This is a genomic window from Flavobacterium sp. UBA4854 (assembly GCF_002399805.1).
In the GTDB taxonomy this organism is placed as follows: domain Bacteria; phylum Bacteroidota; class Bacteroidia; order Flavobacteriales; family Flavobacteriaceae; genus Flavobacterium; species Flavobacterium ginsengisoli.
Genome location: NZ_DHEI01000064.1, coordinates 1 through 13,994 on the forward strand (window position 1 = coordinate 1; position 13,994 = coordinate 13,994).

The window sequence follows — 13,994 nt, forward strand, 5'->3', positions numbered from 1 at the left end:
ACCGCTTCCGCTAAAATCTTAATGTATTTTGTTTTCTGACGACTTACTCCCAAATTTCTAAATTCCTCATCAGTCAAAACAGCCATATTTTCGGGATTGCAAGTTTTGTACGCTTTGATTTTTAAAAATGTGGCCTTCGCCGAATCTATAGAAACTTGCTGTTCAAGTATTAATAAAACCAAAGTTTCAAATCCAGGAGGACGTCTTGGAATTGGAGGCAATCCGTATTTTTCAATAATTTCTAGAAATACAGAATTTTTATTGGTTAAAAAATCGATGGCTTCTTGCATGGTGTTAGATTTCGAAAGTAAATCAAAAATAAGAAAAATGAAATTAGTTCTCGCAAAGACGCCAAGTCACTAAGTTTTTTTCACGCAGATTTTGCAGATCTAGCAGATAAATTAAAAATTTTAAAGAATATCAAATCTGCTTTATCTGCAAAATCTGCGTGAAAAAAAATATTTAAACACAAAAAAGTCGCAAAGGTTTTTAAACCTTTGCGACTCTGTAACTTTGAACCTTTGCCTCTAAAATACAATTAGAAATAAAACCCGAAAGATCCTTTAATTGCAAATTTGTGTGCATCTGGCATATCTAGATAATTTCCTCTCCAAGAGAAATCAAGACGGAAAACTTTAAAAATATTTCCAATTCCTGCATTATATTCCCAATACACTTTTTCAGGAGCATTATAAGGTAATCCCGAAGCATTAATGGCACGATTGGCATCAGAAATAGTTCCATGAACGGCTCTAATTCCGATAAACTCTCTCCAGTTCAGTTTTCTCATGAATGGAATTCTGGCAAACAATCTTCCTCCAAAATCATGATTCCACTGCAAGGTTGTATATTGATCTGTAACGAATTCATAGAAATTCAAGTTACTGAATGTGTTTTCAATTGTAAAATAAGTCTGGTTACCCGGAATTACGCTCATCAAACCTAACGGAATTGTACCAAAAGTTTTTCCTGTTTCGATTGTGATATTTGTTCTTCCTAAAGGCCCGATAATAATTGGCTGTCTATAGAAAACTTGAATTTTTTCGTAAGCAAAATCACTATCAAAAACTCCTTTTAATCCGTAACTGAAATTAACAAAGAAATGACTAAAAGGACTATCAACTAAACTCCTTTCTACACCATAACCAATCGTTTTTCTGTTTGGCATAAACTCAAACTGAATATTAGCCTCAGATTGTTTTACCATACTTTCTACAACACCTGCTGGATTTGCTGCGGTTGGTAAAGTTGTATAATAATCCAAACTAAAGGTCTTCGATGCCGATTCTAATGTTCGATATGAAAGTCCTGCCGAGACAATAAAATTCTTTTTAGGCTCCATTTCTACAGAAATGTTACTCAAATTAATATTGGTCAGTTTCCCGTTGCTTCCAGTCGTAAACAGGGCCGAAGAGGCAAAACTTCTTCCTAGAACATCATTGGTAGTGGTTAAACTGGCACCAATTTGCTCAATGTCACGCCTGTTTCCTCCAGAAATGATAACTCGGTTTTTCTTGTCAACCATCCATTTTCCAGAAACCCCGTATTTGAATTTATTATCATCAAATCCGTAAGCGGTATAAGCTTGAATACGCCATGGATCATTTGGCCCAAAATAGGTTCTTCCTCCTACCCTTAACCTTAGACCTTCGACTTCATTGTATCCAAAAGTTGAAAATATAGGCCCGTAATCGAAGTTTTTAAATTCGATGTAACCACTTCCTAAAATAGAGACCAGATTATACAGCTGTTTAAATCGCTTGACTGTCTGCAGTGTATCAAGCATTTTATAAATACCCTGCTCATCTTTATTTAGCTTTTCAAAACGATTTTCTTCCCAGAACTCGGGCGGTCGTTCGTAAACGGCATTATCAATAAAGTTTACTTCTTCTTTATAAAACTTCTCAGGCTTCTGAATGTTGAATTTATGATTACGATATAAAGTGGTTCTTTTACCATAAACCCCTTTTGATTTTTCTTTTTTATTTAAAGCAAAATCAGACATCATATAATCACGCGTCAAAAGGAAAACAGAATCGTTTTCTACTTCAAATTCCTGTTCAATATAAATATCTTTTACCCAGTTAATATTGGCGCTTTTCGTCACACCCATATTAATTTTCTTGATCGCAAAAGTGGTATCGTTAACCCAAAAATCTCCTTTAAAAGTCAACTCGTTTTTACGTCTAGGATAAAAAACAATATTGTAGCACCATTTTTTATCTATAAAAGCACTGTCTTTTAAAACATAATTGTAAACATCGATTCCTGTTCTTGAAAGCGGGCTAGTAAAACTCTTATCAAAGAATTTCAGGTGATTGTCGTAAATATTATAGTCAGAATAAAGGTCTTTAACGAAAGATAAAATCTGTTGATTTCCATTGAAACCAGACATTTTATTTCCGGTAAGATTTTCTTTTACCTTTTTTAGCTTATTATCTCCATAAACGTCATAAACCGATTCGTTGATAAAAATCGGCAAATAGGTTTTTCCAGTAACATCAGAAGTATCAACGTGATTAAAGATAAACTCCATTCCTTTAAAAAGCTTATTCTTCATGAAGGCACTATCAATAGTGTTCATGTCAAATTCCACTTTTTCATACTTCTGCATTTGATATTGATTAAACAGGTATAATCCGTTTTTACGTTTTCTTTCCCAGATTTTTCTCAAAATATCCAATGCCGGATTATTCTTCTTAGAAGTTTTTCCAGTATAAATTACAACTTCGTTAAGCACTTGCTCTTCGAACAAAACAATTTTGAAATTATAATTAACTGCTTTATCTAAAGGAACTTCTTTATCTGAAAATCCTGCTGAAGTAACCAAAAGTGCGGTATAAGTATTTGGTGATTCTAAATAAAAACGACCGTCTTCATTTGAAACAATCCCAATATTAGAACCTTTAAAAACTACATTTGCAAAAGGTATTGGCTGATTCGATTTGTCCAAAACAACTCCACTCACTTTGGTTTGTGCAGTAACAACATTCGCAAATGCAAATACAATATATAAGAGAAGTAGAGTTAATTTGTTCATTATAAAGTAAAAAAAAACTTCACCAATCCAAGTTGTCTGATGAAGTTTTATGAGTATTTTGTATTTGTATTATTTGTATAATACTTTTTTAACTGCTTTTACTACATCACCAGCATTTGGCAACCAGTCTTTAAGCAATACTGGAGAATACGGTGCAGGAGTATCTGCTGTTGTAATACGTTGAATTGGCGCATCAAGGAAGTCGAATGCTTGTTCTTGAACGATATAAGAGATTTCAGAAGAAAGGCTGGCAACTGGCCAAGCTTCTTCAAGAATTACTAAACGGTTTGTTTTTTTAACCGATTTTAAGATAGCATCTTTATCCATTGGACGAACTGTTCTTAAATCGATAATCTCACAAGAAATACCTTCTTTTGCTAATTCATCAGCAGCGATAAAAGCTTCTTTGATGATTTTTCCGAATGAAACGATAGTTACATCTGTTCCTTCACGTTTAACATCAGCAACACCTAGAGGAATTGTGTATTCTCCGTCTGGCACTTCACCTTTGTCTCCGTACATTTGCTCAGATTCCATGAAAATAACTGGATCGTTATCACGAATAGCTGATTTTAAAAGTCCTTTTGCATCGTAAGGAGTTGAAGGAACAACAACTTTAAGACCTGGAGTATTAGCAAACCAGTTTTCTAAAGCTTGTGAGTGAGTAGCTCCTAATTGACCAGCAGAAGCTGTTGGTCCGCGGAAAACGATAGGCACATTAAACTGTCCTCCTGTCATTTGACGCATTTTAGCAGCATTATTTATAATTTGATCAATACCAACTAAACAGAAGTTGAATGTCATATATTCTACAATAGGGCGGTTTCCGTTCATTGCAGAACCTACTGCAATTCCTGAAAATCCAAGCTCAGCAATTGGAGTATCGATTACTCTTTTTTCACCAAACTCAGCAAGCATTCCTTTAGAAGCTTTGTAAGCTCCATTGTATTCTGCAACCTCTTCTCCCATTAAATATATGGATTCATCGCGACGCATTTCTTCGCTCATTGCTTCACAAATGGCCTCTCTAAATTGTATTGTTCTCATATTTTATATTGTATGTTGAATTTTCTGAAAAGCAAAAATAAATATTTTAAATAACTTAAATGCAAAAATTGAATTTAAAATCGCATGAACTTCTATCTGTTCTCTGGTTTTAACTTTTTAAACTTTATTGTGATATTAACGAAATCGATATAATAACGTACAATTCACACTTAATCTATTCCAGAATATTTTTTAGACAAACTTTTATTCATTTGTTTAATTCTTATTTTCTTCAAATTCATCCATCATAACGTAAAAAACCAAAAATTAGTATTTCTCAGACAAAAATTAATCTGCTCCTCAACTGTCAGTTATTGCAAAATTCCTAACAATCAGACAAAATGAGTATTATTTTATTTTTAGATTCCGATGAAAATCATCCAAAACTGAACAATCTGCGAAATCGTAATAGTTTTAAAAAATATTATGCATGCATAGTATAATTATTCCAAATTAAATTCTAAATTTGTAAAAGCATATTATAAATTCAAAATATATACTTATGAAAATACTAGTTTGCATCAGCCATGTGCCTGATACTACTTCAAAAATCAACTTTACCAACGGTGACTCAGAATTTGACACTAATGGAGTACAATATGTAATTAACCCTAACGACGAATTCGGTCTTACACGCGCTATCTGGTTTCAAGAGCAACAAGGTGCAAATGTAACGGTTGTAAACGTTGGAGGTCCTGATACTGAACCAACTTTGCGTAAAGCATTAGCAATTGGTGCAAACGAAGCAATTCGTGTGAATGCAAATCCAACCGACGGATTTTTTGTTGCTAAGCAATTAGCAGAAGTTATTAAAAACGGAGGTTATGATCTTGTAATAGCTGGAAAAGAATCTTTGGATTATAACGGAGGAATGGTTCCTGGAATGATCGCAGGAATTTTAGGTTCTAACTTCTTAAATTCTTGCACAAGCTTAACTGTTGACGGAAATAACGTAAAAGCAGTTCGTGAAATTGACGGTGGAAAAGAAACTGTAAGCACTACTCTTCCATTAATTATTGGAGCTCAAAAAGGTCTTGTTGAAGAAAAAGATTTACGTATTCCGAACATGAGAGGAATTATGACTGCAAGAACTAAAGCTCTAACTATCCTTGAGCCAGTTGATGCAGCTGTAAATACAAAAGCAGTGAAATTTGAAAAACCAGCTCCAAAATCAGCAGTGAAATTAGTTTCTCCTGATAATTTAGATGAGTTAATCAATTTATTACACAACGAAGCGAAGGTAATCTAGTATTCAGTAATCAGTTTTCAGTCTCGGGTTTTCAGTCTCAGTTTATGAACTTGAAACCTTAAACTTTAAACTTTAAACAAAAAAAAATTATGTCAATATTAATATATGCAGAATCTGCAGAAGGAAAATTTAAAAAAGTTGCTTTCGAATTAGCTTCATATGCTAAAAAAGTAGCTGAATCATTAGGTACAACTGTTACAGCTTTGACTGTAAACATTAGCGATGTAAGCGAATTAGGCAAATACGGCGTTGATAAAGTTCTAAAAGTAAACAACGATAAACTAGCTGGTTTTAACGCAAAGGCTTATGCTGATGTAATTAAACAAGCAGCTGAAAAAGAAGGAACAAAATTAGTTTTACTTTCTTCTACAACAGACAGTATTTACCTTTCTCCACTAGTTGCGGTAGCTTTAAATGCTGGTTTCGCTTCAAATGTGGTTGGATTGCCAGATTAGCACTTCTCCTTTTCAAGTAAAAAGAAATGCTTTCTCAAACAAAGCTTTCAATATTACAGAAATCAGTACAGATGTAAAAGTTCTTGGTTTAGCTAAAAACTCTTACGGTCTTTTTGAAAGCGCAGGAGCGGCTACAGCAGAAGATTTCAACCCAACTGTTGGAGATAATGACTTTGGTGTAAAAGTAGAATCTGTAGAAAAAGTATCTGGAAAAGTTTCTATCGCGGATGCGGATATCGTAGTTTCTGGTGGACGTGGATTAAAAGGTCCAGAAAACTGGGGATTAGTAGAAGATCTTGCTGCTGTTCTTGGTGCTGCAACTGCTTGCTCTAAACCAGTTTCAGATTTAGGATGGAGACCTCACAGCGAGCACGTTGGACAAACAGGAAAACCAGTTGCAACAAACTTATATATTGCCATTGGTATTTCTGGAGCTATCCAGCACATTGCAGGTATTAACTCTTCTAAAGTAAAAGTAGTTATCAATAACGATCCTGAAGCTCCTTTCTTTAAAGTGGCTGATTATGGTGTAGTTGGGGATGCTTTTGAAATCGTACCACAATTAACAGAGAAATTAAAAGCTTTTAAAGCTCAGCATTCTTAATACAAAGAATTCTCTTTAAAAATATTGCTGCCTAAAAACAAGATGTTGTATCTTTGTTTATAGGCAGCTTTTTTGTTCCATATTTTTTGATTAAAATTGCAGCTTTATTTTTTAAACCAAAACAGTATTAAAATAAGGTGCTAAGTACCTTTTTTACAAACATATATGAGTCTAGTAAAATTATCCATAAAAGGAATTTCATACAGTCAAACTCAAAATGGCGCTTATGCCTTAATTTTGAATGAAGTGGATGGCGAAAGAAAATTACCTATTGTTATTGGTGCTTTTGAAGCCCAGTCAATCGCTATTGCTTTAGAAAAAGAAATAAAACCGCCACGTCCATTAACACATGATTTATTCAAGAATTTTGCTGAAAGATTTGACATTGTAGTAAAACAAGTCATTATCCACAAATTAGTTGATGGCGTTTTTTATTCTAGCTTAATCTGCGAAAGAGATAAAATCGAAGAGATTATAGATGCTAGAACCTCTGATGCTATTGCCTTAGCATTACGTTTCAATGCTCCTATTTTTACTTACAAAAACATTTTAGACAAAGCAGGAATTTATCTAAAATCGAATACTGCCGAAACAGATTCTGGCGCTCAAGAAATTGATGATGTCCTTTCAAACCCTGAAACTTTTGGACATGAAGAAGAAAGCAACCAATCTGGAGACGTTTACGCAAAACATTCTTTACAAGAATTGAACGAACTTTTAGATCAGGCTGTTTCTCAGGAAGACTACGAAAAAGCAGCAAAAATTAGAGACGAAATCTCTAGAAGATAAATTTTGATGTTTATTCGTTAAACCGTTTATTCGTTAAATCGACTAAACAAATTTACAATTAAACAGATCCACGATTAAACGATTAAACAAAGATGAAGCAATACTTAGATTTAGTAAAACACGTTTTAGAAAACGGCAATCAAAAAGGAGACCGAACTGGAACTGGAACAAAAAGTGTTTTTGGTTACCAAATGCGTTTTGATTTAAGTGAGGGCTTCCCAATGGTTACAACAAAAAAACTTCATTTAAAATCGATCATTTACGAATTGCTTTGGTTTTTAAAAGGCGATACAAACGTAAAATACCTTCAAGAAAATGGAGTTAAAATTTGGGATGAATGGGCAGATTCTAATGGCGATTTAGGACCTGTTTATGGCCACCAATGGCGTAATTGGAACAGTGAAGAAATTGATCAGATTTCTGAATTAATTAAAGAATTAAAGACAAATCCGAATAGCCGAAGAATGCTGGTTTCTGCATGGAATCCATCGGTTTTGCCAGATACTAAAAAGTCCTTTGAAGAGAATGTTGCTAACAACAAAGCAGCATTACCTCCTTGCCATGCTTTTTTCCAATTTTATGTGGCAAGTCCAGATCCTGAAAAGGGAGAAACAAAAGGAAAACTTTCTTGCCAATTGTATCAGCGAAGTGCCGATATCTTTTTAGGAGTTCCTTTTAACATTGCTTCTTATGCATTGCTAACTATGATGATCGCACAAGTATGCGACTTAGAACCAGGCGAATTTATTCACACATTTGGCGACGCACATATTTACAGTAATCATTTTGAACAATTGGAACTGCAATTAACGCGTGAACCAAAACCATTACCAAAAATGATTTTAAATCCTGAGATTAAAAACATTTTTGATTTTGATTTTAATGATTTCACACTTGTAGATTACGATCCACACCCTGCAATTAAAGGAAGTGTTGCAGTATAAAAAACAAAAATCCGCTTTAATAGCGGATTTTTTTATACAACTAAAACACTGTTTTCACTTCCAGCGTAATCATTCCATTTATAAGAATCGGCTTCAGGATCATTTACATAATTTCCGTCTATCAGATACTTAAATTCATAAATAGCATCTTTAACCAAGTCATAAGTTGCTTTAAAAGTTCCGTTTTTCAATTTACTCAAAGTTCCTTCTTCAGCATTCCAATTATTGAAATCTCCAACAACAGCTGCCGAATTTGCATCTTTAGCATCTATTGAAAACGTCACTTTACATACAGGTTTCGTTTTCACAAATTGTTTCTTTAAAGACATAACTATTTCGTTTTTAGATTTATACATCTAAAATTAATTAAATTCAATGAAACACTAACTACCTTCAGAAGCGATTTATGATAATACCAAAAACAGCTTAATATTTTCGCTTTATCTGCAATTTAAAGTGGTTAAAATTTTGTTTTTCAAATTCTTATATCCGCAAAAGGCAAATATTCCATATTCAAAATATTGACTTTCGAAAATAAATTTTAACTTTATAATCTCATTTTTATCTTATGGAAAAAGAAGTACACGAACAATACGAATACGCTAGACGCCGATTAAGACAGAAAAAGGTTTTATATTTTCATTTTGTTCTTTTCTTGCTTGGAAGTTTATTTTTATTTATTGCCAATAAATTTTTTGGATTTGGAGAGGGCACAACTCAAAATTGGTGTATCTGGGGTATTACAATTTGGCTTTTCCTTTTTATTCTACATTTTATAAAGGTATATATAACGGACCGTTTTATGAATAAAAAATGGGAAAGAGAACAAATTGACCGATTAGTTGCTTTACAGCAAAAAAGAATCAGTCAGCTAGAATCTTCTATTAATGAAGAGAATGAAAATAAAATTTAGTTAAGCATACCATGATTATAATGATAGCGGCTGCAGCCGAAAATAATGCGCTTGGAAAAAACAACGAATTAGTATGGCATTTGCCAAATGATTTTAAAAGATTTAAATCGCTTACTACTGGTCATCATATCATAATGGGAAGAAAGACTTTTGAAAGCTTCCCAAAACCATTGCCAAATCGCGTTCATGTTGTAATTTCGCGTCAAGAAAATTATAACCCAGAAGGATGTATTGTAGTAGACAGCATTGAAAAGGCAATTGCGCTATGTCCTGAAAATGATGATAGTTATGTTATTGGCGGTGGAGAAATTTATAATCTTGCTCTTCCGTTTACCGATATTATTGAATTAACAAAAGTTCATCATTCGTTTGATGCAGATGCTTTTTTTCCGAAAATCAATAAAAATGAATGGATTTTGGTCGAATCTGAAGAAAATTATAAAGATGAAAAGCATCTTTATGATTACACCTATGAAACTTACATTAGAAAATAAATAAAAAACATCCTCTTTTAAGGGAGGATGTTTTTAAATAATTGATTTTGAAGCCTAACTCGCTCAAGAAAAATTTTGTTTAAAAAAAATCACAAATGTCGAGAAACATTTGTAAAACTGAATAACATTTAATGTTATTGGGACCTAAATCCCAAACGCCTTTAATAACAAATACCACTAAGATATTAAAGGCAGAAAATTAAAATTTCCAAAAACAAATTTAATCCTAAGAACGTACTTTGCACTTAAATATAGTATTTCCCCCCAAGAACAATACTTTACAAACTCTTTCAAGAACAAATGAATTACCAGCGCAAAAAAGTAACCACTTGCTTAAGTTATAGCGACTTTATCAATCATTAAACTTTAATCATTTTTACTTGAACAAAGTTGCTCATAATACCGTGATTGTACAATACCGCGTTTTAGGGATTTTGGCAAAATCCCTAAATTTAGGGATGCCAAAACAGCCTGTAAATCTGTTCTAAAACAAACTCTTCAAAACATTTATTTTACAAATTAAAAAACTCAATTACAGTTAAACTAGATTGTTTATATTTGCCTAAATAAAAAAAATGTCTGAAAAAGTAACTCCGTATAAAGACTCTACCTTAGGTAAAAAAGAGCAAGTAACCCAAATGTTTGATACCATTTCTGGGAATTACGATAATTTGAATCGTGTAATTTCATTTGGAATTGATGTTAAATGGCGCAAAAAAGTATTAAAGATCGTATCAGACAAAAAACCAAAAGTCATTTTGGATATTGCAACAGGAACTGGCGATTTAGCAATTTTGATGGCACAAACTAATGCTGAAAAAATTGTTGGTCTGGATATTTCTGCCGGAATGCTGGAAGTTGGAAAAAAGAAAGTTGAAGAAAAAAAGCTTTCTAATGTTATTGAACTAGTTTTGGGCGATTCTGAAAACATGCCATTTGAAGACAATTATTTTGATGCTATTACTGTTGGCTTTGGTGTGAGAAATTTTGAAAACTTAGAAAAAGGTTTTGCAGAAATTTTAAGAGTTTTAAAACCAAACGGAGTATTTGTTATATTAGAAACTTCTGTTCCAAATAAATTCCCTTATAAACAAGGTTATAATTTTTACAGTAAAAATATACTTCCTCTAATCGGAAAATTATTTTCTAAAGATAATGATGCCTATGGTTATTTATCCGAATCGGCGGCAGCTTTTCCTTATGGTGAAGCCTTAAACAATATTTTAAGAAAAACTGGGTTTATAGATGTTGTGGCAATGCCCCAAACTTTTGGTGTCGCAACAATTTATTCTGCATCTAAAAAATAGTATGAAAAAAGTTGTAATCTTATTTTTATTGGTCTTAACGACAAAAGGACATTCTCAATTTGCTAAAAATATGTTTAGTAAAGATCCTATCATTAATCTTGAAAACTGGCAAAAGCAGCGCATCTACTTTGGCTATTATCTTGGTTTTAATAGTTTCGACTTTAAATTTGACTACAAAACTCCTGTACAGCAAGATATTCAGGTTAAAAAAACTACTGGTTTTAATGTTGGTGTTGTAGCCGATTTAAGACTGCAAGAATATATCAACCTGCGTTTTGAACCTGGTTTATATTATACTAAACGAGATTTATATTTTCCTGGAATAAGCAACAAAGAGAGCGATTATTTAAGAGAAGTAAATAGTACTTATATTCACTTCCCTTTATTATTGAAATTTTCTGCCTTGCGTACAGGAAATATACGTCCGTATTTAGTTGGCGGTATGTCTACAACTTTAAATTTATCTAGCAATGCCAAATCTCAAGACGATAATTTTGAACAGAAATTCAGAGTAAAACAATGGACTGCTGCTTACGAGTTAGGTTTAGGGATTGATATTTTTACCGAATACTTTATTTTTTCTCCTTCTGTTAGAGGAATGTTCGGCATAACAGATGAACTTATTAGAGATAAAACTCCAGACAGCCCTTGGACTGGAAATATCGATTCGATGAAATCTAGAGCTATTTTAATAAATTTCACTTTTCATTAAAACAAAATATCAACTATTTCGTTTAAATTCACTAAGAATAATTGCTGTTGCAGTAGCTACATTTAAACTTTCCGTTTTTTGAAGCTCTCCAAATCTAGGAATTGTTAGACGATTAGTTACTATTTTTTCAATTTCTCCAGAAATTCCGTTGGCTTCATTACCCATAATAATGATTCCTTCTTGAGGCAATTGGGATTGATAAATATTTTCTCCGTCCATAAAAGTTCCAAAAACTGGCAGTTTAGTTTGAGCAAGAAAAAGTTTTAAATCAACATAGCTTACATTTACTCTGGTAATTGACCCCATTGTAGCTTGTACGACTTTCGGGTTATAAATATCTACCGTTTCTTTAGAACAGACAATCTGCTTAATACCAAACCAATCGCATAGACGCAAAATAGTTCCTAGATTTCCTGGGTCTCTAATATCGTCTAGCGCCAAAATCAAGCCTGAATCGATTATCTTCTTTTCGGCTGGAATTTTAAAAACCGCCAAACAAGAATTTGGAGTCGACAAAGCACTTATTTTTTTCAGTTCTTGTTCATTAATAAGAGTTCGTTTTGAAGCTTGAACCGTTTCAAAATCATTCAATGTGGTGTATAAATGTTCTAATTCAAAATTGGATTGCAGCAATTCTTGAATTACTTTTACTCCTTCAGCAAAGAATAATTGATTGGCAAAACGCTGCTTTTTTTGATGCAAACTAGAGATAAGCTTTATTTGGTTTTTACTAACCATAAAATAATGTACTTTTGAATTAAATATTAAAAAACACTTGAAAAATAATTCCACAAAAATAATAGCATTTCTTCTAATTGCAATATTAATTTGCGCTTGTAATGCCGTAAAAAGAGTTCCCGATGGAAAAAACCTTCTTGTAAAAAATAATATTCTAGTTAACGGAAAATCTACAAATGACGAAACAGCTTCAAACCAAATGTACCAAAAACCAAATGGTAAATTATTAGGTTATAAGCTTCGATTAAATTTATACAATTTAGCCAATTTAAATCCAGATTCTACTTATCAGGCAAAATTTAAAAACAATCCTGGAAAGTATGAGCGTATGTCTAAAATTTTTTCTGCAAAACAAGTAGATCGTCTTGGGCAATCTTTTTATTATAAAGGAATTCATGAATTTCTAAAAAACACTGGCGAACCACCTGTAATAATTGACACTTCAAAAACCAAAAAATCATTATTACGTTTAAAATACTACTATTTCAACAATGGTTTTTTCAATGTTCAAACAGGCTATACAATTGATACTGTTGGCATAAAAAGAGCCGCGATTAATTACAATATTACAACAGGACCTGCTTATAAATTGGATACTATTAGAACCAAAATAATGACTCCTGCACTAGACTCATTATATAGAACTAATAATGAGCCTTCTTTATTAAAATCTGGAAATCAATACAAAACTACAGATTTTGAAGAAGAGAAAAACCGTATTACAACTTACTTTAGAAATCACGGAGCTTATTATTTTCAGCCTACTTATGTAACTTTTGACATTGACACGATTGGCAAAAAAGCAAAAGCCGATGTCACCTTAATTATTAATAACAATAATATTCAGGAAAAAGATTCAAGCCGTACCGAACCTTTTAAATTATATAAGATTAGTGATGTAAATATCTACACCGATTATTCTGCAGCCAATGCTAAGAAAAAACCAACAGATAGCGTAAGTTACAACAACTTTAACCTTTACAGTTATAAAGGATTAAAATATAGACCGCGCGCCATTACTGATGCTATTTTTATTACAAAAGGAAGTACGTTTGCCGATTTTAGAACAACTCTTTCTTCTCGTTCTTTAAACAATTTAAGGATTTTCAACTATCCTTCTATTCAGTACGAAGTAGACAAGAGAGATTCTACAGCACAATCTCTTATTGCTAATGTTTATTTGACTCCGAGAAAAAAATACAGTTTTGGAACTACTCTTGACGTAACACACTCTAATATTCAAGATTTCGGAATTGGAGCCAGTGTTTCTGAAACGATTCGAAATGTATTTAATCGAGCAGAGACCCTTGAAATTTCAGCTCGTTTAAATATTGGTTCATCTAGAGACATGGCTAATCCGAACAATAATTTCTTTAACGTTTCGGAATATGGTTTGGATATGAAATTGAATTTTCCGAGAATTTTACTGCCTTTTGGAACCGAGAAAATTATTCCGAAAAGTATGATTCCGTATACCTCTATATCATCTGGTTTTTCCAAACAGAGAAATATAGGTTTGGATAAAGAAAACTTCACAGGAGGTATCTCATATAATTGGAGCCCAAAACGTCATAATACTGCAAAACTAGAATTATTGAACGCGCAGTTTGTTCGAAACTTAAATCCAGGGAATTACTTTAATGTATATACATCTTCTTATGATGATTTGAACGGTATTGGAAAAGACTACAATGTCAACCCT

At 32.7% G+C, this 13,994-nt stretch carries 11 protein-coding genes and 3 pseudogenes; 9 read left to right on the forward strand and 5 right to left on the reverse strand.

What is annotated here, in order from left to right; translation table 11 throughout:
- The 3 genes and pseudogenes from B3J44_RS09065 to B3J44_RS09075 all read right to left on the reverse strand — a co-directional run.
- Window positions 1-290, reverse strand: a pseudogene (locus tag B3J44_RS09065) (DNA-3-methyladenine glycosylase 2 family protein); the annotation flags it as partial.
- 248 nt (window positions 291-538) lie between these two features.
- Window positions 539-3,040, reverse strand: coding sequence for a DUF5686 and carboxypeptidase-like regulatory domain-containing protein (locus B3J44_RS09070; RefSeq protein ID WP_286967942.1), 2,502 nt, complete (start codon window positions 3,038-3,040; stop codon window positions 539-541).
- A gap of 69 nt (window positions 3,041-3,109) precedes the next feature.
- Entirely contained in the window at window positions 3,110-4,087 is a 978-nt protein-coding gene (locus B3J44_RS09075) for a pyruvate dehydrogenase complex E1 component subunit beta (RefSeq protein ID WP_008466560.1), read from the reverse strand.
- A 502-nt stretch (window positions 4,088-4,589) separates the two neighbouring features.
- On the opposite strand from B3J44_RS09075, the gene B3J44_RS09080 reads away from it, so the two are divergent.
- The 4 genes and pseudogenes from B3J44_RS09080 to B3J44_RS09095 all read left to right on the forward strand — a co-directional run bounded on the left by B3J44_RS09080 (window position 4,590) and on the right by B3J44_RS09095 (window position 8,128).
- Window positions 4,590-5,336: an electron transfer flavoprotein subunit beta/FixA family protein gene (locus B3J44_RS09080; protein ID WP_177211105.1), complete on the forward strand. Its 747-nt coding sequence runs from the start codon at window positions 4,590-4,592 to the stop codon at window positions 5,334-5,336.
- A gap of 89 nt (window positions 5,337-5,425) precedes the next feature.
- Window positions 5,426-6,395 (forward strand): annotated as a pseudogene (locus B3J44_RS09085) (electron transfer flavoprotein subunit alpha/FixB family protein).
- A 165-nt stretch (window positions 6,396-6,560) separates the two neighbouring features.
- Complete coding sequence (locus B3J44_RS09090; protein WP_008466556.1) at window positions 6,561-7,184, forward strand: bifunctional nuclease family protein; 624 nt, start codon at window positions 6,561-6,563, stop codon at window positions 7,182-7,184.
- Between the two features lie 92 nt (window positions 7,185-7,276).
- Complete coding sequence (locus tag B3J44_RS09095; RefSeq protein WP_198854649.1) at window positions 7,277-8,128, forward strand: thymidylate synthase; 852 nt, start codon at window positions 7,277-7,279, stop codon at window positions 8,126-8,128.
- 32 nt (window positions 8,129-8,160) lie between these two features.
- On the opposite strand, the gene B3J44_RS09100 is transcribed toward B3J44_RS09095, so the two are convergent.
- On the reverse strand, window positions 8,161-8,457 hold the full coding sequence (locus tag B3J44_RS09100; protein WP_198854650.1) for an isoamylase early set domain-containing protein: 297 nt from the start codon (window positions 8,455-8,457) through the stop codon (window positions 8,161-8,163).
- A gap of 239 nt (window positions 8,458-8,696) precedes the next feature.
- On the opposite strand from B3J44_RS09100, the gene B3J44_RS09105 reads away from it, so the two are divergent.
- The 4 genes from B3J44_RS09105 to B3J44_RS09120 all read left to right on the forward strand — a co-directional run bounded on the left by B3J44_RS09105 (window position 8,697) and on the right by B3J44_RS09120 (window position 11,554).
- On the forward strand, window positions 8,697-9,041 hold the full coding sequence (locus B3J44_RS09105; protein ID WP_111288290.1) for a 2TM domain-containing protein: 345 nt from the start codon (window positions 8,697-8,699) through the stop codon (window positions 9,039-9,041).
- An 11-nt stretch (window positions 9,042-9,052) separates the two neighbouring features.
- Complete coding sequence (locus B3J44_RS09110; RefSeq protein ID WP_286967947.1) at window positions 9,053-9,535, forward strand: dihydrofolate reductase; 483 nt, start codon at window positions 9,053-9,055, stop codon at window positions 9,533-9,535.
- A 575-nt stretch (window positions 9,536-10,110) separates the two neighbouring features.
- Window positions 10,111-10,842: a bifunctional demethylmenaquinone methyltransferase/2-methoxy-6-polyprenyl-1,4-benzoquinol methylase UbiE gene (ubiE, locus tag B3J44_RS09115; RefSeq protein WP_198854652.1), complete on the forward strand. Its 732-nt coding sequence runs from the start codon at window positions 10,111-10,113 to the stop codon at window positions 10,840-10,842.
- A 1-nt stretch (window position 10,843) separates the two neighbouring features.
- Complete coding sequence (locus tag B3J44_RS09120; protein WP_286967948.1) at window positions 10,844-11,554, forward strand: porin family protein; 711 nt, start codon at window positions 10,844-10,846, stop codon at window positions 11,552-11,554.
- 9 nt (window positions 11,555-11,563) lie between these two features.
- Here B3J44_RS09120 and B3J44_RS09125 read toward each other — a convergent pair whose 3' ends face one another.
- Window positions 11,564-12,292: an RNA methyltransferase gene (locus tag B3J44_RS09125; protein WP_286967950.1), complete on the reverse strand. Its 729-nt coding sequence runs from the start codon at window positions 12,290-12,292 to the stop codon at window positions 11,564-11,566.
- 37 nt (window positions 12,293-12,329) lie between these two features.
- On the opposite strand from B3J44_RS09125, the pseudogene B3J44_RS09130 reads away from it, so the two are divergent.
- Window positions 12,330-13,994: pseudogene (locus B3J44_RS09130) on the forward strand (outer membrane protein assembly factor); the annotation flags it as partial.

Coding starts and splice junctions, on each gene's coding strand:
- B3J44_RS09090 (WP_008466556.1), top strand. CDS start 6,561: ATGAGTCTAGTAAAATTATCCATAAAAGGAATTTCATACAGTCAAACT.
- B3J44_RS09125 (WP_286967950.1), bottom strand. CDS start 12,292: ATGGTTAGTAAAAACCAAATAAAGCTTATCTCTAGTTTGCATCAAAAA.
- B3J44_RS09095 (WP_198854649.1), top strand. CDS start 7,277: ATGAAGCAATACTTAGATTTAGTAAAACACGTTTTAGAAAACGGCAAT.
- B3J44_RS09100 (WP_198854650.1), bottom strand. CDS start 8,457: ATGTCTTTAAAGAAACAATTTGTGAAAACGAAACCTGTATGTAAAGTG.
- B3J44_RS09070 (WP_286967942.1), bottom strand. CDS start 3,040: ATGAACAAATTAACTCTACTTCTCTTATATATTGTATTTGCATTTGCG.
- ubiE (WP_198854652.1), top strand. CDS start 10,111: ATGTCTGAAAAAGTAACTCCGTATAAAGACTCTACCTTAGGTAAAAAA.
- B3J44_RS09080 (WP_177211105.1), top strand. CDS start 4,590: ATGAAAATACTAGTTTGCATCAGCCATGTGCCTGATACTACTTCAAAA.
- B3J44_RS09105 (WP_111288290.1), top strand. CDS start 8,697: ATGGAAAAAGAAGTACACGAACAATACGAATACGCTAGACGCCGATTA.
- B3J44_RS09120 (WP_286967948.1), top strand. CDS start 10,844: ATGAAAAAAGTTGTAATCTTATTTTTATTGGTCTTAACGACAAAAGGA.
- B3J44_RS09075 (WP_008466560.1), bottom strand. CDS start 4,087: ATGAGAACAATACAATTTAGAGAGGCCATTTGTGAAGCAATGAGCGAA.
- B3J44_RS09110 (WP_286967947.1), top strand. CDS start 9,053: ATGATTATAATGATAGCGGCTGCAGCCGAAAATAATGCGCTTGGAAAA.